We start from the raw sequence: 19,428 nt of genomic DNA, 5'->3' as shown, positions 1-19,428 counted from the left end.
TCAAGACAGCCATTGTAGCGGGGCACAAAAACCATCCGACAATTGAGGGCACAAAAACGCCGGCCCCAAGTTTGGGACCGGCGTTGAACTGCGGAAACTTTGGAGGGAATGACGGGAATCGAACCCGCGTCTTCAGCTTGGAAGGCTGAGGTATTAGCCACTATACGACATTCCCAAAACGCGATTTCCGGCCCGCAATGAAGCCGAAATGCTGCACGGAAGTGTAGCCCACCTGCCCGCCCGTGACCAAACAGCTCCAAAGGCCGCGTCGGCGAGACCGTTACACTTGGCGGCATGAGCCTACTTACACTCCTCCTGATCGTGATGGCCGTCGGCGCCTTAATGAGCATGTCCGGTGGCGGTGGCGGCCAAGGGTCGCAGAAGCAAATCCAGCAGCGCGAGCAACTGCAGTTTGAAGACGCACTGGCGGACGCGAAGAGGTGGACCGACCGCCTCGGCTCGCAGGTGCTTAACATCTCGGGCAACGACACCGCCTCGCAGCAGGCGATGGCCGACGCGTCCGAACGCTTCAACGCGGCTTCGGCTGGCCTCGCAGATGCACGCACCGCCAAGCAGGCCATGCTGGCGCGCGAGTCCGCGCTCGAGGGGCTGCACTACGTGAACGCGGCCCGCGAGATTATGGGTATGCCCGCCGGGCCGCAGCTTCCGGAGCTGGAGGGGCAGCGCGAGGCGGGCCGCGTGACTGAGACACGCTCGGTGACACAGGAAGACGGCACCGTGGTCACCGCCTCCCCGCACGCGACTGCGGAAACACCGCACTACTACCCGGGCGGCGCAGTGGCAGGTCGCCCTGTGCCCGCAGGCTGGTACTCCACCGCGTGGTGGGCGCCCGCGATGATGACGGGCATGTGGGCGGCGAGCTCGATGATGTTCTACTCCGCCATGTTTGCGGGCATGGCTGGAACGCCTTCCGCGTCCGAGTTTGAGGCGGGCGATTTCGGTGGAGCTGAAGGCATGGACGGCATGGACGGCATGGGGGATGCCAGCGGCATGGGTGATATGGGCGATATGGGTGGAGACTTCGGCGGGGATTTCGGGGGCGACCTGGGCGGCGGCTTCGACTTCGATTTCGGTTTCTAGCAGCCGAGAGGCTTCCCTGCCTGCAGGCCGCTCTACCGGCGCCTGCAAGCGCGTCGGGGCGGTGCGATAGACTGCGGGTCGATTCCGGCACGTATATCCGGTTGATTTGAACTTGAGTGAGGAGTGGCTGTGCGCATTGCAGTGCTGCTGAAAGAAGTGCCCGACACTTACAGCGACCGCGACATGAACCTGGAGACGGGCTTGACCGACCGCTCAGGCGACGTGGCAGCAGACGAGGTCGGCGAGCGTGCAGTAGAGGCCGCACTGCGTATTGCGGAAGCGCAGGGGCGCGAAAGCGTGCAGGTGGACATTCTTACGGTGGGCCCGGCTTCCGCTGCGGAGGCGGCGCGGCGCGGCATCGCGATGGGTGCGGACGAGGCCTGCGTGGTCACTGACGACGCGCTGGTTGGTGCCGACGTCACACTCACCGCAGAGGTCCTCGCCGCACTCATTCGCCGGCAGCCGTACGACTTGGTGCTCACCGGCGCGATGTCGTCCGACGGTGCATCTGGGGTGATGCCGGCCATGCTCGGCGCGCACCTGGATTGGCCGGCGCTGACCAACCTGACCGAGCTCACCGTGGAAGGTTCCACAGCGCGCGCCACCCAGGCGTCCGACGGAGCCACCGTGAAACTTTCCGCGGAACTGCCCGTCATTGCGGCGGTTTCCGACGAGTTCGCCGACGCCCGCTTCCCTAATTTCAAGGGACTCATGGCTGCGAAGAAGAAAGAGCTTTCCACCTACACGCTTGCGGACCTAGGCATTGACGCGGAGGATTTCACCACGCCACGCGCAATCATGGTGGACATCGCTCGCCGACCCGCCCGTGAGCGCGGGGAGATCATCGATGCCTCGTCCACGTCGGCCGCGCAGCTCGCCGACTTCCTCGCCGAGAAGAACTTGATCTAAGGAGTACAAGGGTCATGCCAGTTTCCAACGCGGTCCTCGTTGTCCCGGACATCTCCTTCGACGGCAGCGTCGACCTTGGCGCCGCCGAGCTGATCGGCGCGGCTTCTGCGGTCGGCACGCCGGTAGTGCTCACCACGAACGCCGCGCATGCCGAGGAACTCGGTCGGCTCGGGGCTGAGGTGGTGGTGACTGTAGACGTCGATAAGCAAGTGCAAAGCATTGCGCTTATCGACGCAACCGTGGCCGCCTTCGACACCTACCACCCAGTCGCAGCCCTGTTCGCGCACACCGTTCGCGGCCGCGATGTGGCGGGGGGCGTCGCAGTGCGCGCCGGGAAGGCGCTGCTCACTGACGCAACTGACGTGCGCCGCGACGACGAGGGCATCGTCACCGACCACCAAAACTACGGCGGCGCCTTTTCCGCCACCGCGGCTGCGACACACTCCGCTCCCGTGATCACCGTGCGCCCCGGCGCCATCGAGCGCCGCGCGGAACCGGCCGCGGGCGCTGTTGGGACGCTCACAGTTGAGCCCTCAGGTCGCCGCGGCGCGACGATCGAGTCCGTCACCCCGGTGGAGCGCACGTCCACCCGCCCTGACCTGGTCACCGCCGAGAAAGTGGTTGCGGGTGGTGTCTCGCTCGGCGATGCCGACATGTTCGAAGACCTCGTGGGCGGGCTTGCCGACGCACTAGGAGCCGCTGTCGGCGCGACGCGCTCCGCGGTTGACGAAGACCAGGTGGGCTACGAAGCACAGATCGGCCAGACCGGCGTGATGGTCAGCCCGAAGCTCTACATCGGCGTGGGGATTTCCGGCGCCGTGCAGCACCTGGTGGGCATGCAGACCTCCGATGTCATCGTGGCGATCAACAACGACGAGGATGCCCCGATCTTCGACATCGCCGACTTCGGAATCATCGGCGATATCTTCGACGTGGTCCCCGACCTAATCAAAGAGATCGAGGCCCGGACCGAGGATGGCATCGAGCCCAGGACCGAACCCGGGAAGGCCCAAAGCTAATGCGCGTTGAGCTGCGCCGGGGGCTGCCCCGGGTGGAGGGCGGCGAACCGTGGCCGCCTGCTGGCACCGTTGAAGTTGAGGGCCCCGCACCGCAGGAGGGCAATGCTGCTGCATCGTCTTCGCCGGTCGCTGCGGCGGTGCCTGCACCAGCTGATCACGGTGCCCGCGTGGAGGTCCCGCTGCGCCGCGGCTTGCCGCGTACGCCCGGCGGTGAGCCGTGGCCACCAGCTGGCAGCACCGCGTGGGTCGACGCGCCAGCGCCGCAGGACCTGCCCCGCGAGGACGAGGACTCCGCAAACGCAGCTACCGCTACACCCGCTGCCTCAGAAACCGATGGTGTCGAGCTCACCGAGGTGCAAGTGCGCCGCGGCCTGCCCCGTACGCCCGGCGGCGAGCCGTGGCCCCCCGCAGGCACCACCGCGCTTGTGCCCGTGGTGCAGGAGACGCCCAGCGTGGAGCCTGAAACCGATCCGGCTTCCGCAGCCCCCACCGCGGCGCTGTCCCCCACCGCGGCGCTGTCCCCCACCGCGGCGCTGTCCCCTACTGCCGAGCCTGCGCCGAAACCGGAGCCTGCGCAGGCGGCGGGAGCCGTCGATAAGCAATCGCGAAACCGTTCGTGGGGCGCGCTGCTCCTCGCGCTCGGGCTGCTGTTGCTGGGAGTGGCGGGTTCGCGCTGGTTCCTGGGCACCGACGCCGGTGCGGACTTCATCGCGCGCTACGACGGCGAGCAGCCGCTGCCGGACGGTGCTCCTGTGGGGCTGCCGGCGTGGTTGAACTGGGCGCACTTTTTCAACATGTTCCTCATGGCGATGATCGTGAAAACAGGCATCGACGTGCGCCGCGAACAACGCCCCGAGGCCTACTGGCAACCGAAACGCGGAGGCAAGAAGATCTCGGTGACACTATGGCTGCACCAGTGCCTCGACGTCGCCTGGGTGGCGCTCGGCGTGATCTTCTACGTGCTGCTGTTCACCACCGGACAGTGGGTGCGCATCGTCCCGACAAGCTGGGAGACAATCCCGAACGCCGTATCCGCAGGGCTGCAGTACCTCTCACTGGACTGGCCCACGGAGAACGGCTGGGTGTTCTACAACGCGCTGCAGGAGCTCGCATACTTCACCACCGTGTTCATCGCCGCGCCACTGGCAATCGTGTCGGGGTTCCGCATGAGCGGGATGTGGCCGAAGGGATGGACCTGGCTCCCGGTGTCCTGGGCCCGGGCGGTGCACTTCCCCACCATGATCTACTTCGTGGTGTTTACCGTGGTGCACGTCTTCCTGGTGCTCACCACCGGGCTGCGTCGCAACATGAACGCGATGTTCGCCGCGCGAGGCGACGTGGACCCCGGCGTGTACGCCGCGGACTGGACTGGCACGCTGATATTCATTCTCGCCGCCGCGGTGACTGCCGCCGGCTGGTGGGCGGCCAAATCCTCTGTGGTCACGCCGGTGGCGCAGGCCACGGGCAAGGTGACGCGCCGCTAGGCCGGCACACCATTTCGGGGTAGCTAGACAAGCCTAAGTTAGGTTAGACTTGCCTGGCTCATACGCGGTGGTTTAGCGTGAGTTCATGTTTCTCGCCGCATTCCTGGTCGGCCTGCGAGAAGGCCTCGAGGCCTCGCTGATCGTCGGCATCCTGCTCGCCGGCCTGGACCGGCGCGATGCCGTCGGCGCCCGTCGCAGCCTCTGGTGGGGTGTCGGGCTCGCGGTGGCCATCTGCGTCGTCCTCGGTGCCCTGTTCACCTTCGGCCGCTACGGCTTAAGCTTCCGCGCCCAGGAGGCCATCGGCGGCACGCTGTCGCTGGTCGCGGTGGCCATGATCACCGGCATGGTGCTGTCCATGTCCAACAAAGACGGCATGGTGCGCAAAGTCCTCGACGCCAAGACGGGCGACGCTGTCGCGGCCGGCGCGAAGGCGATGTTCTGGCTCGCGTTCATCACCGTTGCGCGCGAGGGCCTCGAGCTGACGCTGCTGATGTGGGGGTGGGTGGTGCAGCCGGCGGCGGTCATCGGGGCGTTCCTCGGCATCGGTGTGGCGCTGGTGATGGGCTACGCCATCTACAAGGGCGCGCTGCAGATGAACATGCGCACGTTCATGCAGGTGTCTTCCGCGCTGCTCATTGTCGTGGCCGCAGGCATCCTCGCCTACGCCATCCACGACCTGCAGGAGGCGCAATTCTTGCCGGGGCCGTTCTCCGGCGCACCGATCGCCCCGACGCACCCGCGCACCGGGGAGGTGCTCGTGGGGTTTGCGGCGTACCCGTTCTGGATGGCGTCGTTCCCCTTCGGTTGGGCATTCGATTTCGAGCACGCCATCGACCCCACCGGACCGATCGCCACCTTGGTCAACGCGCTCACCGGGTTCGAGCCGAAGATGAGTTGGCTGCAGGTCATCGGCTGGGCCATCTACATCGCCGTTGTTGTCCCAATTTTTGTGAACCACGTTCGTCGGGACCGGGGGGTGGGGCGGCCGGAGGCCGTCGATACGCACCCTGTTCCCGTAAGAAAGGAAATCTAATGTCACACCGCCGAACCCTCGTTGCCGCGGCCGCACTGCCAGTGACACTAACGCTCACGTCGTGCGTGGAAAACGCCGCCAACGCCGACAGCATCGAAGTCACCTCCGATGCCGAAACCTGCGCCGTGAGCACCGACAGCGCCGAATCCGGCGCGCGCACGTTCAGGATCAACAACACCGGTAGCCAGGTGACGGAGTTTTACCTGCTCGCCAGCGACGGCCTGCGCGTCATCGCCGAGCGCGAGAACATCGCCCCCGGCGAGACGGCCGACCTGACGGTCTCGCTCATGCCGGGCGACTACTTCACCGCTTGCAAGCCGGGCCTGCGCGGCCCGAACGTCGGCCAAAGCGCGTTCACAGTCACCGGCGAGGCCGTGTCCGTCGACGAGTCGGACCAGCAGCGTTTCGACGACGCCGTCGCCTCCTACGTCAACTTTGCCAAAAACGAAGTGGCCGAGTTCGTCCCCCTCGCGGAGGAGTTCGCCGCCGCCTACGCCTCCGGCGACGACGAGAAGGCGCGCGAGCTCTACACCACCTCGCGCGTGCACTACGAGCGCATCGAGCCGATCGCGGAGGCACTGGGCATCCTCGACCCGAAGATCGACTACCGCGAGGTGGACTACATCGCCGAAGCCGACGAGCTGAAGGCGGAAGACCCCTCCTTCGACCAGTGGCGCGGCTTCCACCGCATGGAAAAGGATCTGTGGGTGCCGGAAAAGGACGCCAAGAACGCCGACGGCGCAAACGCCTGGCAGGACTGGGAGCCCTCCACCCCGGCCCAGCGCAAAGAGGTCGCGGAGCTGTTCGTGGCCGACGTCAACCAGCTGTTTGACACGGTCAATGACCCGAACTTCGCCGAGGACCAGCAGCTGACCATCGACTCGGTGTCCAACGGCGCGATCTCGCTTCTGGAAGAGGTGGCCACCACCAAGGTCACGGGCGAAGAGGACTGGTGGAGCCACACCGACCTCTACGACTTCGCGGCGAACATCCAGGGCTCGCGCATCGCGTTCGACCTGGTCGCCCCCATCGCCGCGGACCGCGGGGAAACCGGCGCCAAGCTGGTCCAAGACATCAACGACCGCTACGACGACGTCGAGGAGCTGCTCAAGGAGTACGGCTCGCTCGAGACCGGGTTCGTCTCCTACGACACGGTCGACGCCGCCGCGCAGGCGGAGCTGACCCGGGCGCTCGACGCGTTGCGCGAGCCGCTGTCGCAGCTCACCGGCACCGTGCTGGAGCTGGGCTAATGGTCAGCCGGCGACAGCTTCTCACCCTCGGCGGCCTGGGCACCCTGGGCGCGGCCAGCACGGCCGCCCTCGCCGGGTGCGCGAACGAGGACGGGGCGAAGAAGGAGACGGCAGGTGGGGCCGGGGGTTCGTCGATAAGCGAAGAGCTCATCGTGGACTTTGCCGGCGAGCACCAAGCCGGGATCATCACGCCCATGCAGAACGACCTGCACTTCGCGGCGTTCGACATTTCGAAGAAGGCGGACCGCGAGGACGTGATCGACCTGCTTGAGCGCTGGACCGCGGCGGCGCGCCGGCTCACGCTCGGCGGCGACGTCTCGGCCAAGGGCGCGTTCGGCACCGGCGACAGCTTCCCGCCGGACGACTCGGGCGAGGCGGTCGACCACGGCCCCTCCGGGCTCACGCTCACCTTCGGCTTCGGCCGCTCCTTCTTCCGCGAGCAGCTGGGCACTGCCGGTAAACTCCCCGCCGAGTTCACCGAGATGCCCACGATGACCAACGACTTTTTGCGCCCCGAGTTCTCCGAGGGCGACATCTGCATCCAGGCGTGCGCGAACGACCCGCAGGTGGCAAGCCACGCGATTCGCAACCTCACCCGCCTGGCCGTGCCCACCGCGACGCTGCGCTGGACCCAGCTCGGATTCGGGCGCGCGGGTGCAACCGGCACGGAGCAGGCGACGCCGCGCAACCTGTTCGGCCAGAAGGACGGCACCGCAAACATCCGCGCGGACGAGGACGCGGAGCTAGCGGAGCACGTGTGGATTCCCGCCGACAGCTCCCAGCCGTGGGCCGCGGGCGGGACGTACATGACGGTGCGCCGCATCGCCATGAACATCGAGGTGTGGGACACGCTGCAGCTGCGCGAGCAGGAGCGCGTGACCGGCCGCGACAAGCCGGTCGGCGCTCCGCTGTCCGGCGGCGACGAGTTCACCGAGCCCGATTTCGAGGCGGTCAACGAGCGCGGCAACCCGAAGATCGACCGCGCGTCCCACCTGTTCAACGTGCACCCGGCGCAAAACGACGGCATCCGCATGCTGCGCCGCCCCTTCAACTACGTCGACGGCACGAACGAGCAGGGCCGCATGAACGCGGGTCTGTTCTTCATCGCGTTCACGAAGACACCGGAGCGTTTCGCGCGCGTGCACAAGTCGATGTCGCGGGACGAGATGTTCACCGAGTACCTGAAAACCACCAACACCGGCACCTACCTCATCGTGCCGGGCGTGGGGGACGAGGGCTACATCGGCGAGGGCATGTTCGCTTAACGGCGTCTACAGTGGCCGGCCCATGCCCATCTGGCTGATCTCCGCGGCTTTGGCCACCAACTCGGCGAGCGCGTCCTCGACGCGCCGGGCCGTCTCTTCATCCTCCATAAGGTCCTGGCGGACCTCGAGCATCACCGCGAGTACCTGCGTGTTCTTGTCGTAATCCAGCGGCACGTAAGCACCGGCGAACGGGGTGTTGCGCTCGGTGTTGAACCCGGCGGCGGTGAACACGCGGTCCGCGGTGTCGGCGAGCAGCGCCGGGGTGTGCACGGAGTGCGTGCCGATGCAGATGTCCGGCAGCAGCTTGCCGGGGTGGATCTGGTACTCGTCCGGCTGGTTGTTGTAGGAGTGGATGTCCACGATCACCGCGGCCCCGCAGGCGCGGATCCGCTCGCCCGTGAGCTTCGACACGGCGTCGGCGTACGGGAAGTAGTAGTCGGCCTTGAGGTCGGCCAGGCTCATGTCGGCCGGGCGCAGCGGGTTGCCGTCGGCGAGCTTGGTGAACACGGCGCCGCGCCCGGTGGCCTCGAGGGACTCGCGCTCGTTGGAGAACCGGCCCGGGTCGGCGACGAGGCGCGAGAGGTTGTTCACAATCATCCACGGCTCAACCTGCGTCTTTGCGCGCGCGGCTTCGGCGAGGGTGTCCGTGTAGTCGTCGGTGACCTTGTCCAATTCGTCGGCGATCTGCTCGTCGCTGGCGATGAAGTCGGCCGCCACCTCCTCCGGGATTTCGCGGGAGGCGTGGGGCACGTGCAGGATGACCGGGCAGTCCTCGGAGCCGGGTGTGATGGTGAAGTTCGCAGCCATGTGTGCGAGGGTATTCGCTCTTGGGCTATTGCGCTTGGCGACGGTACGCCCCACCCTCCAACGCGATCGCCCCAGCTCGCTCGAACTCGTCGAGCCAGCCCTCCATGGCGAACACGCCCCACTTTGTGTGGAACCTGTTCGCGTTGTCCACGATGTCGTCCAGGTGCTCCCACGGCGGGGAGGACACCGGGTGCCACTGGTGGAACGCGTGGGCCCCGCCGACCCACAGCAGAGGGATAGAGTGCGCCTCGAGCTGCCAGCCGAAGTCGGTGTCCTCGCCGCCGTAGCCTTCGAAGGTTTCGTCGAAGCCGCCGAAGTCCTCCTCGATGCGCTGCCACGTGGAGGCGGTCATGGCGAACGAAAGCGACCAGAACAGGCTGTAGTTCTCCGCGTCCTCCAGCTCCCCGTCCGCCGGGTTGGGCCGCGCCGGGTGTGGGTCCGGGCGCGTCACCCGCACCTCGTCTTCTGCCATGTAGGTCACCGGGCCTGCGACCACGGCGTCTGGGCGACGATGCAGCGCAGAAACGTAGCGCGGAACCAGCCCGTCGGAAGCCAGGCAGTCCGCGTCTAGAAACACGATCACTTCGGCGCCGCGCTCGATGGCGGTGCGCGCCCCGAAGTTGCGGGCTGCGGCGAGGTTGCGGTGCATGCTTTGCGACGGCGCCTCGACCACGTGACTCTTCGGCACAGCCTTGGCCAGTACTTCTGCGTCGGCGAGCGCGACCGTGACGTGGTCGACGCCCATCGGCATGAGGTCGACCTGGCGGGTGAGGTGCTCGGACCGGTTTGCGTCGGCAAGCGTGACCACGCACGTTTTCGGCTGGCCGGGCTCGCGCGCCACCGCGGCGATCGCCTCCGCAGCCCGGCGCGCCGAGCCCTGCGTCTGCCAACGCTGCCACTGCCCGCCGAGTGCGGCCGCGTCTCGCAGCAACCCAGGCCACGCGTCAGCCGGCGGGAAGGTTTCGCGCACTACCGCCAACCCGGCGTCCGCGAGCACCCGGGCGGCGAGTTTCTGCTCCGTGAACGGGCGCGGCTGTGGCAGGACGACGGCCGGGGTGCGCGTGGCTGCGACATCCGCAATCGAGTTCTGCCCGCCCGCGATCACTGCTACGCCCGCGGTTTGGAGCAGCTCAGTCGGGTCGTCAACGTGGTTGTCGCCGCCGAGGAACGTGAAAGAGTACTGCGGGCAGGCCGCCTGAACCGCTTCCCAGTCCTCGGGCGACCAGGTGGAGCCACCCTTGCCGGCCATCACCAGCACGTGGCGCGGGTCTCGCTCCACGCCCTGGGCTGGGGTGAGCCTGGAGATCCCGCCGACGGCGCGCAGCCGGTCTGCATGCAGCGCGAGGGGCGCGGGAACCTCCACCCAGTCCGGCCACGCCGCAACAATGGCGTCCGCCTGCGCGTAGGCGAGCTGGTGCGGCGCGTCGCCGCGGAAGCCGGGCATGGCGTGCACCACCACGGGCACGCCCATGGTGCGCACGAAGACTGCGACCTCGTTCGACACGTCCACGTAAAACGCCGCCGGGTTGTGCTGGGCCACCCAGGAGGCGATCTGGGAGAAGCGCGTCTGCAGCTGCGGCAGGCCGTACGGCGCGTAGTGCAAGGTGCCGCCCGCTGTCATGGCGCGCCCGTTGCCCTTGCCGTGGGAGGGCTGACCGGGGGCAGGGGCATCGTCGATAAGCGAAATGTCCGCGCCATCCGCCGTGCCGCGCCATCCGCCATCGAAGCCGAGCGAGCGCAATTCTCGCTGGATGGCGCGGCAGCGGTGCATGTGCCCGGAGCCGTGGTGATGCGCGTAGATCCCGATCACGTCCGCGCTCATTCGCACGCCGCCTTCCGTACCCCGTACTGCGCCGCCACGTGCGCGAACACCTCGGTGTAGCGCCGGGCAGTTTCGGTGAGCGAGTGGTTCGCCACCACCCACTGGCGCGCGGCGGCCCGGTCGATGTCTTGGGCTTCGACGATGGCGGCGGCGAGCGCGTTCACATCGTCGGCCGGTGCGAGTACCGCCGGGGCGTCCACCAGCAGCTCGCCCATACCGCCGCGGTTGAACCCGGCAACTGGCGTGCCGCAGGCCAGCGCCTCGAACGCCACGAGGCCGAAGGGCTCCTCCCAGCGCGGCGTGACCACAGCGACCGAGCAGTGCGCCACCAGCTTGCGCAGCTCGGCGTGCGAGCACTCCCCCAGCCAGCGCACCGGCGGGCCACCCGCACGCGCAAGCCGCGGCTCGATCTCCTCACGGAAGTAGTGGTGGTCGCCGTTGCGCCCGGCCAGCACAAGGGGGATGCCGGCGGCCCGGCAGGCGTCGATAGCCAAATGCGCGCCCTTCTCCGGCACAAGCCGGCCGAACCACACCGCCTGCTCGCCGCCCGGGCCGGGTGCCCACTTACGCACGTCGACGCCGTTGGGGATGATCACCGGCTCCGTGGGCAGGCGCCAATCCTGCGCCGTGGTGCGGCTCACCGCGGCAAAACGCCCTGCGGCACGGCCTACGGCGCTCACCGCGTCCTGGATCTCCTCCACAAGCGGGGTGTGCAACGTGGTAAGCATCGGCAACGGCTCGGGGCTGTGCGGGCCAGGGAAGATGAGCGGGTTCAGGCAGTTGTTGTGCACCACGTCGTAGTCTTCGCGCACCAACCGGCGGCGCAGCTCGGCGAACGCGATGTCCTCGCGCTCTTTGCCGCCGGCCGGGTAGGTGGTGTCCGTGGCGTCTTCCGGGTGCTCGCCCCAGTCCACGCCCGGCAGCTCGAAGTCTTTCACGTTGCCGTCGGAACCCTCGGCGGCGTAGAAGTCCACCTCGTGGCCTTGCTCGCGCAGCGCGGCGACCATGGTGTGGCAAAACGCCTCAAGCCCACCGGCGTAGGGTTCGCGCACCGGGTAGCGGGCGGGGCCGATGAAGGCGATGCGTAAACCCGGGGCGCGGTCACAACGCACCGCTGGTTGCGCTACCACCGTCACCTCGCCACCGCCCTTCTGTAGATCTCCTCGTGCGCCTGACGCACCTTCTCCGCCTGCACCGCACGGTCGCCCGCGTACGGCACCGGGCCTAAAGCTGTCAGTTCCGCCGCCGCACGCCCGGCAGCCCGGCCATCTCCTGCGGCGTAGACACGCACCGCCTCGGCAACGTCCGCCTGGCCCGCGTAGCAGCCGGTGTCCGGCACAGCCACGGGTGTGCCGTGGTCGCGGCACATTTCCAACCACCCGGAATGCGTTCCCCGAGTGTACGGCAGGATGCATGCGCGGGCGCGGCCCACAGCTGTAAACAGCTCCGCGTCGCTCATCGGCTCGTGCACATGCAGGTGCAGGTCGCCAGGGCCCGCCTCCAGCGCACGACGCAGCTGCTCCGTCGCTGCCACGTCGTGGACGTAGACATCCAGCGGCACCTCGGCGGCTGCGTCCAGGTAGAACTGCGGGTCCGCCACCACGTTGCCGCGCAGCGACTTCACGAACACCGCCGCACGCTCGCCGCGCTCCACTGCCACGGGCTCGCCGGTGATACGCGGGTGCGGCACGACGTGCACGTCTTGGGCGCCGTAGTCGCGGGAGAGGACCTCGGCGGCGCAATCGGTGAGGGCGATTACGGCGGAAGCTTCGTCGATAAGCAACTGCAACCGCTCGTGGTGCGGCCCCTGATCCTCAAGATGCGGATTATCCAAGTCGTGCACCGTAAGCACGAGCGGCACCGGCAGCGCGCGGGTGAGCTCGGCGATCTCGGCCGGGGTGCGGTGCTCGAAGCCGAAGTGGATGTGCACTATATCCACGTCCCGCGGCTGCTGCCAGTACTCGGCCTCGAGCGCTGGGTGCGGCCACCAGTTGCCGTCGATGTCCGGATCCGGCAAAAACTCCGCGCACGCAGGACGAATCGCCTGCGTGTAGGGGTGTTGCGCGGGGATGGACAGCACCCGCAGCGCGGCCGGATCATTGGTCATTCCACTAATATAAACCCTTTCGCATCTGTAGATTGGTGCGCATGCCAATCCTCACTGTGGTGGGCAACTGCCAGGCCGAATCCACCCGCAAACTGCTCATGAGCACCGGGCATTTTGCCGGCGAACGCATCACCCCCGTCCACGAACTCGAGCAGGCCGACATGGGCTGGTTCACCGAGCTTCTGCGGCGCACTGACGTACTAGTCACCCAACCGATCCGCGACGACTACCGCGGCCTGCCCGTGGGCACCCGCCAGATGCGCGAACTTTTGCCCCGCGGCGCGCGCCACGTGGTGGTGCCGGTGCTGCGCTTCGACGGGCTCATGCCCTACCAGGCGATCATCCGCGACCCGGCGGACACCTCGCTTAACCCGCCGGTGGTGCCGTACCACGACCTGCGCATTCTCGCGGCGGCCGCGCGGGGCCTCGACGCGCCGGTTGAGGCCAATCCAGGGCACGATGCTTTGCGACGAGCTGCCGCCATGTCAGTCGAGCACATCCGCGTACGCGAACGCGCCCACGGGGCGGTGGCCGTCTCCGACTATTTGGAGACCAACCCGGTATGGCACACCGTGAACCACCCGGACAACGCCACGCTGACGTTTCTGGCGTCGCGGGTGCTCGAGGCCCTCCGCCTGGACGGTGAGCCACAGCCGCCGGATTACGAGATGCTCGGCGGCCTCGACGCTCCGGTGGATGCGGACTCCGCGGCGGCGCTCGGCGTTGATCCGGCCAAGGTCGCCGGCCGCGACGCGTGGCGCGACCGCTCCGCCGGCGTGATTGATGCATCCGAGATCGTCTCGGCCCAGCTCGCGCACTACCTTCAGCGCCCCGCGCTCGTGCAGCACGGGCTAGAGCGCCACGCGGAGCGGATAGCCAACCTAGGGTTGCTGGCGTGAAACATCTCATTGTCGGCCCAGACGGCCACGGGGTTACCGAATACGCCCGCGGCCTAGCGCAGGCCACCGGTGCGCAGGTCATCCGCGAGGAAACCTTTGGCACCGGCCCGCTACCCGAAGGGCCCATCCACGTCACGTTCACCGACCACCTCTTCGGCGACGCGGCCGCGCCACTGCTGGAACGCCTTGCTGGCCGGGCGTTTTCGGTGTCGTTGCACGACATCCCGCAGCCGGAGGAAGGCGAAGCACGCTATCGCCGCCGCGCCGAGATCTACCGGCGCGTGGTGGGCGCGGCGCAGCTTTCGGTGGTGAACTCGGAGCACGAAGCACGCTTCTTCACCTCGAACGCGCCAGCGGCCGACGCGCCAGCGGTGATACGCCTGCCCATCCCCGTGGTGAATTCTCACTTCGCCCCGGAGCCCGGCACCGTCGGGGTGCTCGGGTTCCTCTACCCCGGCAAAGGGCACGAGGACGTCATCGAGGCGCTCACCGGCACCGGCCGCACATTGCGGTGCTTAGGAGCCGTGTCGGCGGGCCACGAGGCGTGGGCCGATGAGCTTGTCGCTTCGGCCCGTGAGCGCGGGGTGAACATGGAGGTCACCGGCTGGCTGACCGACGAAGAGCTCGCCAAAGAGATGGGTCGCATCGAGACCCCGGTGTGCGCACACCGGCACTTCTCGGCCTCCGGCTCGCTCATGGCGTGGCTCGGCGCGGGGCGAAACGTGCTGGTGAGCGATTCAGATTACGCACGAGAGATCGACGCGTGGCTGCCCGGCCGCGTGGAGCTGGTGGGGCCGGGTGGGTTGCGCGGAGCCGTCGATAAGCATGTGCCAAAACGCATGGACCCGCCGCACTACGGTTGGGCGGAGGTAGCACAGCAATGGGAGGATGCATGGCGTTCAGCTGGCCTGCAGTAACAGTGGTAATCCCGCACTACAACGCCCCGGAGTCGCTCGCCCGGGTAGTCGAGGCGGTGCGCGGGCAGGACTACGCGGGCGCGGTGGAAATCGTGGTCGCAGACGACGGTTCCGCTGAAGTACCGGTGATCGAGGGCGTCACCGTCGTGCGGCAAGACGACCAGGGCTTCCGGGCGGCGGCGGCGCGCAACCTCGGGGCGCAGGCAGCCAGTGGCGAGGTGCTCGCGTTTATCGACGCCGACACCGTCCCCGAGCCCGGCTACCTCTCCGCGGTCGTGCCGCACATCATGGGCGACAGCCGCGCAGTGGTGATCGGCGCGCGCCTCACCGGTGCGCAGCGCGAAGAGCCGCAATGGCTTATCGACGCCTGGCGGGACACCACCAACCTCCGCGACGCCGACCACACCTCCTGGCGGTTCATCATCTCCGCCGTGCTGAGCTGCTCCACCGAGTTCTTCCGCGAAGTAGGCGGCTTCGACGCCACGATGGTCGGCTACGGCGGCGAAGACTGGGAATTCGGCTTCCGGGCCTGGAACGCCGGCGCCACGTTCGTGCACGAACCCGCGGCCGTTGCGGTGCACGAGGAGGAGGACTTCGGGTCGCGTTACGACGACCCGGCGGAGGCCGTGCGGGTGAAAAACGCCGAGTCGCTCGCGCTGGCGCGCCGCATCACGCACCCGCTCGCGCGCCCCGAGCACGTCGTCTTCGACACCTTCGACATCGCCGTGACCATCCCCGCGTTCGACGAGGAAGGCGTGACCGAGTTCCTCATCGCAGAGTGGGTGAAGATCGGGGCCTACGTGCAGGTGGCGGAGGTGCCGCCGCTGTTTGAGGCCGACCCGCGTGTGGGCGCGTCTGCCGCGGAACCGGACGGGCCTGCAGCGCGGGTGCGTGTGGCGGTGGGGGCGGCGTGGGCGCCTTTAGACGTCGATAAGCTGCTTAGCTTCGAATACGTACTGTGCCCCGACGGGACCATGGTGCGCACCGCGCGGGCAGCCGCGCTGGGGCTCGAGCCGGAATCTGCGCACCCAGAGGACATCGGGCTCACCCCGGTCAATGGGCCGCTGCAGCTCGAGCGCTACTTCGCCGGGTGGTAGGCGATCTACGATCGTGGTTACACATGCCCGCGCTACGCCTGCGGCACCTCGGGGGCGACGCCGGTGTTCTCGTACTCGGAGAGAATGTCGATGCGGCGCTGGTGGCGCTCCTCCTCGCTCCACGGCTGGGCCACGAACGCGTCGACAATCGCGAGTGCTTCTTCCTCGGTGTGCATGCGGCCACCGATGCCGATGAGCTGGGCGTTGTTGTGCTCGCGGGCAAGCTTCGCAGTCTCCTCCGACCATGCGAGCGCGCAGCGCGCACCCTTGACCTTGTTCGCCGCGATCTGCTCGCCGTTGCCGGAACCGCCAAGGACGATGCCCAGCGAACCCGGGTCGTTCACTACCGCCTCAGCTGCGGCGATGCAGAACGCCGGGTAATCGTCCAGCGCGTCGTACTCGTGCGCGCCACAGTCGGTCACCTCATGCCCCTGGGCCTCCAAGTGTGCTTTGATCTGGTTCTTCCGCTCGAATCCGGCGTGGTCTGCTCCAAGATAAATACGCATGCGTCTCACAGTAGTGCACTCGGGCCCTTGCCCTGGGGTGGTACGAGCTGACGCGTGAGGGCCGCCGGGCCGCCGGACCGGGGCGGGTCTACACCTGCGGGTCCTCGGTGCGGGAGCGCTTGAGCTCGAAGAAGTAGTCGAACTGTGCAAGACCCACGGCGTGGTCGAAGAGCTTGCCCGCGTCCTCGCCCTCCGGCACGCGCGTGATCACCGGGCCGAAGAAGGCGGTCTCGCCCAACTTCACCACCGGGGTGCCCACCTCGTCGCCCACGGCCTCCATGGCCTGGGCATGGAAGCCGCGCAGCAGGTCGTCCTCGTCGGAGGTGTTGGCCACCTCCGCGAAAGCCGCCGGCAGGCCCACCTTGTCCAGCGCCTTGGCGATGATGTCGTCGTAGGCGCCGTAGCCTTTCTTGCCGCCTTCGCCGCCCGGGTGGACCATCTCGCCCATCACGGTGTAGAGCTCGTCGACCTTTTCCGGCTCCTGTTCCTTCACCTTGGCGAACACGCGGGCAGGGCCCCAGTTCGCTTCCATCATGGCGGCGTAGTCATCGGGGAGGTCGCGACCGTCGTTAAGCACTGCGAGCGACATTGGCACCCACTCCACCTCGATGTCGCGGACCTTTTCCACCTCCTTCATCCAGCGGGAGGTCTGCCAGCAAAACGGGCAGGACACGTCGAAGTAGAACGTCACTTTTTCACGGTTTGCTTCAGTCATGCCACCCCAGGGTAGCCATTTTGGCCCTTGTACAGTTGGGCCCATGAAAACGAACCTCACCCGCGCAGACGCGCAGAAGCGCGCGAAGCTCATCTCGAACATCCACTACGACATCCACGTCGACATCACCGGGGAGGAGAAGTTCACCTCTACCACCACCATCCGATTCGACGCGCAAGCTGGCGAGACGTTCTTCGACCTCGTTGCGGAGCAGTTCACTGCGACGCTGAACGGCAACGTCCTCGACGGGCGCACGCTGAACCTCAAGGCAGGCTCCCACGAACTGCACGTGCAGGCCACCGAGCCGTACAACCGCACTGGCGAGGGCCTGCACAAGTTCACCGACCCGGTGGACGGCAAGGATTACCTGTACACCCAGTTCGAACCGGCGATGGCGATGAAGGTGTTCGCCGGATTCGACCAGCCGGACCTCAAAGCCACCTACAACGTGCGGGTGACGGCGCCGGAGCGCTACACCGTGATTTTGAACGAGGAGGTCACCCGCGAGGACAACGGCAACGGCACGGCGACCTGGTCCACCGCCATCGACTACCCGCTGTCGACCTACCTCATCTGCATCTGCGCGGGCGAGTTCGAGCGCGTCTCGGACACCTACACCTGCGCGGGCGATGATGGCCAAGAAAGAACGATCGAGCTCGGGCTCTACGCCCGCGCGAGCCTGATCCCCCGCATGGACTCGGAGCGCCTGTTCCGCCAGACGAAGGACGGCTTCGACTTCTACCACGCCAACTTCGGCCGCACCTACCCGTTCGGCGACAAGTACGACCAGGTCTTCTGCCCCGAGTACAACATGGGCGCCATGGAGCACGTGGGGTGCGTGACCTACCGCGACGAGTACGTCTTCACCTCTGCCCCCACCCCGTACCGCCTGGAGCGCCGCAACGACACCATCCTCCACGAGATGGCGCACATGTGGTTCGGCGACCTGGTCACCATGGAGTGGTGGGACGACCTGTGGCTCAACGAGTCCTTCGCCACGTGGTCCGCCGCCACCGCGCAGGTGGGCATCGGTGAGTACCCGGAGGCCTGGACCACCTTCGCCACCGTGGAGAAGGCCTGGGCGTACTCGCAGGACCAGCTGCCGTCGACGCACCCGATCGCCGCGGACGCGCCGGACATCGAGACCGCGGAGCAGAACTTCGACGGCATCACCTACGCCAAGGGCGCGTCCGTGCTGAAGCAGCTCCAGGCCTACGTGGGCTACGACGAGTTCTTCGCCGGTGTGCGCAAGCACTTCGACAACCACGCCTACGGCAACGCCACGTTCGACGATTTGCTCGGGGCACTCGAGGAGGCCTCGGGCCGCGACCTTTCCGGTTGGGCCGAGCAGTGGCTGCGCACCACCGGCGTTTCCGGACTCCGCCCGGAGATCGGTTCGGACGGCACCTTCACGGTGGTTCAGGAGTCGCCGGTGTTGCGCGATCACCGCGTTCGCGTGGGGCTTTATTCGCTTATCGACGGCTCCGTGAAGCGGACCCATCAAGTCGAACTGGATGTCACTGGCGAGCGCACCGAGGTCCCAGAACTCGCGGGTATCGAGCACGACCTCGCGCTGGTCAACGACGACGACCTCACCTACTGCCTCATGGGCCTCGACCCGGCGCAGCAGGAGTTCGCGGTAGCCCACCTCGGCGAGATTGAGGATTCGCTGGCGAAGACCCTGGTGTGGTCCTCGCTGTGGGAGTCCGTCCGCGATGGCCGCTTGCCCGCCCGCGACTACGTGGAGCTGGTGGCCCGCGAAGTGAACCCGGACATGCAGGAGCGCATCGCCGCCCAGGCCACCGAGGCGGTGAAGCGCTACGTCGACCCGGCTTGGCGGGGCACCGGCTTCGACCTGCTCAACGTGGCATTCCGTGGCGCGGAGCCGAAGGCAGTGTTCGACCGGGCGCTGGCCCGCCTCGAGCCGACCGAAGAGACTGTCGCCTACTTCAAGAACCTGCTGGAGCGCACCGAGGACCCGGACGCGCCGGAGCGCAACCAGGAGGTTCGCTGGCTCGCGCTGACCAACCTCATCGCCGCCGGTGAGCTGCCGCTTTCGGCTGCCGAGGATGAGAAGGACGACTCCTCCGAGGGCAGGATCTCCCGCCTACGCGCCCGCGCCACAGTGGATAAGCGCTGGGCTTGGGATCAGCTGGTCAACGAAGATCTGACCAACCTCGAGGCCCGCTACCTCATGGACGGCCTGACCTTCTTTGAAAAGAGTCTCGAGGGGCTTACCGACGAGTACTTCCGCGTAGCACCGGGCCTGTGGGACCGCCTGACCAACGAGATGGCGCAGCGCACGCTGGAGGGGATGTACCCGCGCTGGGATATTGAGCAGGGTGCCATCGATAAGGCGAACGACCTGCTGAACTCGGACGTGCCCGCCGGCTTGAAACGCGTCATCGCCGAGGGGCAAGACCGCGCGGCTCGTGCGCTTCGCAACCGCACCGTGGACGCGGCGTCTGTGGATAACTAGCCCAGTTTTTCGGCGCCG

General features: G+C 67.4%; 17 protein-coding genes and 1 tRNA gene. 11 read left to right on the top strand and 7 right to left on the bottom strand.

All coding sequences use genetic code 11. The features are described 5' to 3' along the window. Positions 1-100: 100 nt before the first annotated feature. Positions 101-175 (bottom strand) — tRNA-Gly (locus HWX32_RS02500). Positions 176-294: 119 nt separating this feature from the next. On the opposite strand from HWX32_RS02500, the gene HWX32_RS02495 reads away from it, so the two are divergent. The 7 genes from HWX32_RS02495 (at position 295) to HWX32_RS02465 (ending at position 8,061) form a co-directional block, all read left to right on the top strand. Further along, the gene (locus tag HWX32_RS02495) at positions 295-1,101 is read left to right on the top strand and encodes a DUF1542 domain-containing protein (protein WP_175934601.1); all 807 of its coding nucleotides are present in this window, start codon (positions 295-297) and stop codon (positions 1,099-1,101) included. A gap of 129 nt (positions 1,102-1,230) precedes the next feature. Further along, on the top strand, positions 1,231-2,010 hold the full coding sequence (locus tag HWX32_RS02490; RefSeq protein ID WP_175934600.1) for an electron transfer flavoprotein subunit beta/FixA family protein: 780 nt from the start codon (positions 1,231-1,233) through the stop codon (positions 2,008-2,010). Between the two features lie 14 nt (positions 2,011-2,024). Beyond that, the gene (locus HWX32_RS02485; RefSeq protein WP_175934599.1) at positions 2,025-3,029 is read left to right on the top strand and encodes an electron transfer flavoprotein subunit alpha/FixB family protein; all 1,005 of its coding nucleotides are present in this window, start codon (positions 2,025-2,027) and stop codon (positions 3,027-3,029) included. Then, positions 3,029-4,513 carry a cytochrome b/b6 domain-containing protein gene (locus tag HWX32_RS02480; RefSeq protein ID WP_175934598.1) on the top strand — a complete coding sequence of 495 codons (1,485 nt, stop codon included), beginning with the start codon at positions 3,029-3,031 and terminating at the stop codon, positions 4,511-4,513. The genes HWX32_RS02485 and HWX32_RS02480 overlap by 1 nt, the downstream gene beginning before the upstream one ends. Positions 4,514-4,598: 85 nt before the next feature. Next, positions 4,599-5,546, top strand: coding sequence for an FTR1 family protein (locus tag HWX32_RS02475; RefSeq protein ID WP_175934597.1), 948 nt, complete (start codon positions 4,599-4,601; stop codon positions 5,544-5,546). Beyond that, a complete protein-coding gene (efeO, locus tag HWX32_RS02470) occupies positions 5,546-6,796 on the top strand; it encodes an iron uptake system protein EfeO (protein WP_175934596.1) in 1,251 nt (416 codons plus the stop codon). Before HWX32_RS02475 ends, efeO begins: the two co-directional genes overlap by 1 nt. Continuing rightward, positions 6,796-8,061: a Dyp-type peroxidase gene (locus HWX32_RS02465; RefSeq protein WP_175934595.1), complete on the top strand. Its 1,266-nt coding sequence runs from the start codon at positions 6,796-6,798 to the stop codon at positions 8,059-8,061. Before efeO ends, HWX32_RS02465 begins: the two co-directional genes overlap by 1 nt. 6 nt (positions 8,062-8,067) lie before the next feature. On the opposite strand, the gene HWX32_RS02460 is transcribed toward HWX32_RS02465, so the two are convergent. Genes HWX32_RS02460 through HWX32_RS02445 form a run of 4 tightly spaced genes read right to left on the bottom strand, consistent with a single transcriptional unit; the run spans position 8,068 to position 12,797 of the window. Next, on the bottom strand, positions 8,068-8,868 hold the full coding sequence (locus HWX32_RS02460; protein ID WP_175934594.1) for an N-formylglutamate amidohydrolase: 801 nt from the start codon (positions 8,866-8,868) through the stop codon (positions 8,068-8,070). Positions 8,869-8,893: 25 nt separating this feature from the next. Next, on the bottom strand, positions 8,894-10,690 hold the full coding sequence (locus HWX32_RS02455; protein WP_175934593.1) for a glycosyltransferase: 1,797 nt from the start codon (positions 10,688-10,690) through the stop codon (positions 8,894-8,896). Beyond that, complete coding sequence (locus HWX32_RS02450; protein WP_254868228.1) at positions 10,687-11,802, bottom strand: glycosyltransferase; 1,116 nt, start codon at positions 11,800-11,802, stop codon at positions 10,687-10,689. The genes HWX32_RS02455 and HWX32_RS02450 overlap by 4 nt, the downstream gene beginning before the upstream one ends. Positions 11,803-11,822: 20 nt before the next feature. Further along, entirely contained in the window at positions 11,823-12,797 is a 975-nt protein-coding gene (locus tag HWX32_RS02445) for a glycosyltransferase (RefSeq protein ID WP_175934592.1), read from the bottom strand. 41 nt (positions 12,798-12,838) lie between these two features. On the opposite strand from HWX32_RS02445, the gene HWX32_RS02440 reads away from it, so the two are divergent. Genes HWX32_RS02440 through HWX32_RS02430 form a run of 3 tightly spaced genes read left to right on the top strand, consistent with a single transcriptional unit; the run spans position 12,839 to position 15,710 of the window. Beyond that, positions 12,839-13,696 carry a WcbI family polysaccharide biosynthesis putative acetyltransferase gene (locus tag HWX32_RS02440; RefSeq protein ID WP_175934591.1) on the top strand — a complete coding sequence of 286 codons (858 nt, stop codon included), beginning with the start codon at positions 12,839-12,841 and terminating at the stop codon, positions 13,694-13,696. After that, entirely contained in the window at positions 13,693-14,613 is a 921-nt protein-coding gene (locus tag HWX32_RS02435; RefSeq protein WP_175934590.1) for a glycosyltransferase family 1 protein, read from the top strand. The genes HWX32_RS02440 and HWX32_RS02435 overlap by 4 nt, the downstream gene beginning before the upstream one ends. After that, positions 14,589-15,710: a glycosyltransferase family 2 protein gene (locus HWX32_RS02430; protein WP_175934589.1), complete on the top strand. Its 1,122-nt coding sequence runs from the start codon at positions 14,589-14,591 to the stop codon at positions 15,708-15,710. The genes HWX32_RS02435 and HWX32_RS02430 overlap by 25 nt, the downstream gene beginning before the upstream one ends. 32 nt (positions 15,711-15,742) lie before the next feature. On the opposite strand, the gene HWX32_RS02425 is transcribed toward HWX32_RS02430, so the two are convergent. Then, positions 15,743-16,216: a ribose-5-phosphate isomerase gene (locus HWX32_RS02425; RefSeq protein WP_075469568.1), complete on the bottom strand. Its 474-nt coding sequence runs from the start codon at positions 16,214-16,216 to the stop codon at positions 15,743-15,745. A gap of 88 nt (positions 16,217-16,304) precedes the next feature. Beyond that, positions 16,305-16,931 (bottom strand): DsbA family protein, encoded by a 627-nt coding sequence (locus tag HWX32_RS02420; RefSeq protein WP_075469569.1) that lies wholly within the window; start codon positions 16,929-16,931, stop codon positions 16,305-16,307. 43 nt (positions 16,932-16,974) lie between these two features. Between HWX32_RS02420 and pepN the strand changes: the two genes are divergently transcribed. Continuing rightward, positions 16,975-19,410 (top strand): aminopeptidase N, encoded by a 2,436-nt coding sequence (gene pepN, locus HWX32_RS02415; RefSeq protein WP_175934588.1) that lies wholly within the window; start codon positions 16,975-16,977, stop codon positions 19,408-19,410. The last annotated feature ends 18 nt before the right edge of the window (positions 19,411-19,428 follow it).

The organism is Corynebacterium sp. Marseille-P4321 (genome assembly GCF_903645305.1).
In the GTDB taxonomy this organism is placed as follows: Bacteria; Actinomycetota; Actinomycetes; order Mycobacteriales; family Mycobacteriaceae; genus Corynebacterium.
The sequence above is the reverse complement of the archived record's forward strand: the minus strand, read 5'-3'. Positions and strand labels throughout refer to the sequence as shown.

Bases quoted from the DNA above. Each gene is read 5' to 3' on its own strand.
- HWX32_RS02495 (WP_175934601.1), top strand. From the start codon at position 295: ATGAGCCTACTTACACTCCTCCTGATCGTGATGGCCGTCGGCGCCTTA.
- HWX32_RS02485 (WP_175934599.1), top strand. From the start codon at position 2,025: ATGCCAGTTTCCAACGCGGTCCTCGTTGTCCCGGACATCTCCTTCGAC.
- HWX32_RS02480 (WP_175934598.1), top strand. From the start codon at position 3,029: ATGCGCGTTGAGCTGCGCCGGGGGCTGCCCCGGGTGGAGGGCGGCGAA.
- HWX32_RS02475 (WP_175934597.1), top strand. From the start codon at position 4,599: ATGTTTCTCGCCGCATTCCTGGTCGGCCTGCGAGAAGGCCTCGAGGCC.
- efeO (WP_175934596.1), top strand. From the start codon at position 5,546: ATGTCACACCGCCGAACCCTCGTTGCCGCGGCCGCACTGCCAGTGACA.
- HWX32_RS02465 (WP_175934595.1), top strand. From the start codon at position 6,796: ATGGTCAGCCGGCGACAGCTTCTCACCCTCGGCGGCCTGGGCACCCTG.
- HWX32_RS02460 (WP_175934594.1), bottom strand. From the start codon at position 8,868: ATGGCTGCGAACTTCACCATCACACCCGGCTCCGAGGACTGCCCGGTC.
- HWX32_RS02455 (WP_175934593.1), bottom strand. From the start codon at position 10,690: ATGAGCGCGGACGTGATCGGGATCTACGCGCATCACCACGGCTCCGGG.
- HWX32_RS02445 (WP_175934592.1), bottom strand. From the start codon at position 12,797: ATGACCAATGATCCGGCCGCGCTGCGGGTGCTGTCCATCCCCGCGCAA.
- HWX32_RS02440 (WP_175934591.1), top strand. From the start codon at position 12,839: ATGCCAATCCTCACTGTGGTGGGCAACTGCCAGGCCGAATCCACCCGC.
- HWX32_RS02430 (WP_175934589.1), top strand. From the start codon at position 14,589: ATGGCGTTCAGCTGGCCTGCAGTAACAGTGGTAATCCCGCACTACAAC.
- HWX32_RS02425 (WP_075469568.1), bottom strand. From the start codon at position 16,216: ATGCGTATTTATCTTGGAGCAGACCACGCCGGATTCGAGCGGAAGAAC.
- HWX32_RS02420 (WP_075469569.1), bottom strand. From the start codon at position 16,931: ATGACTGAAGCAAACCGTGAAAAAGTGACGTTCTACTTCGACGTGTCC.
- pepN (WP_175934588.1), top strand. From the start codon at position 16,975: ATGAAAACGAACCTCACCCGCGCAGACGCGCAGAAGCGCGCGAAGCTC.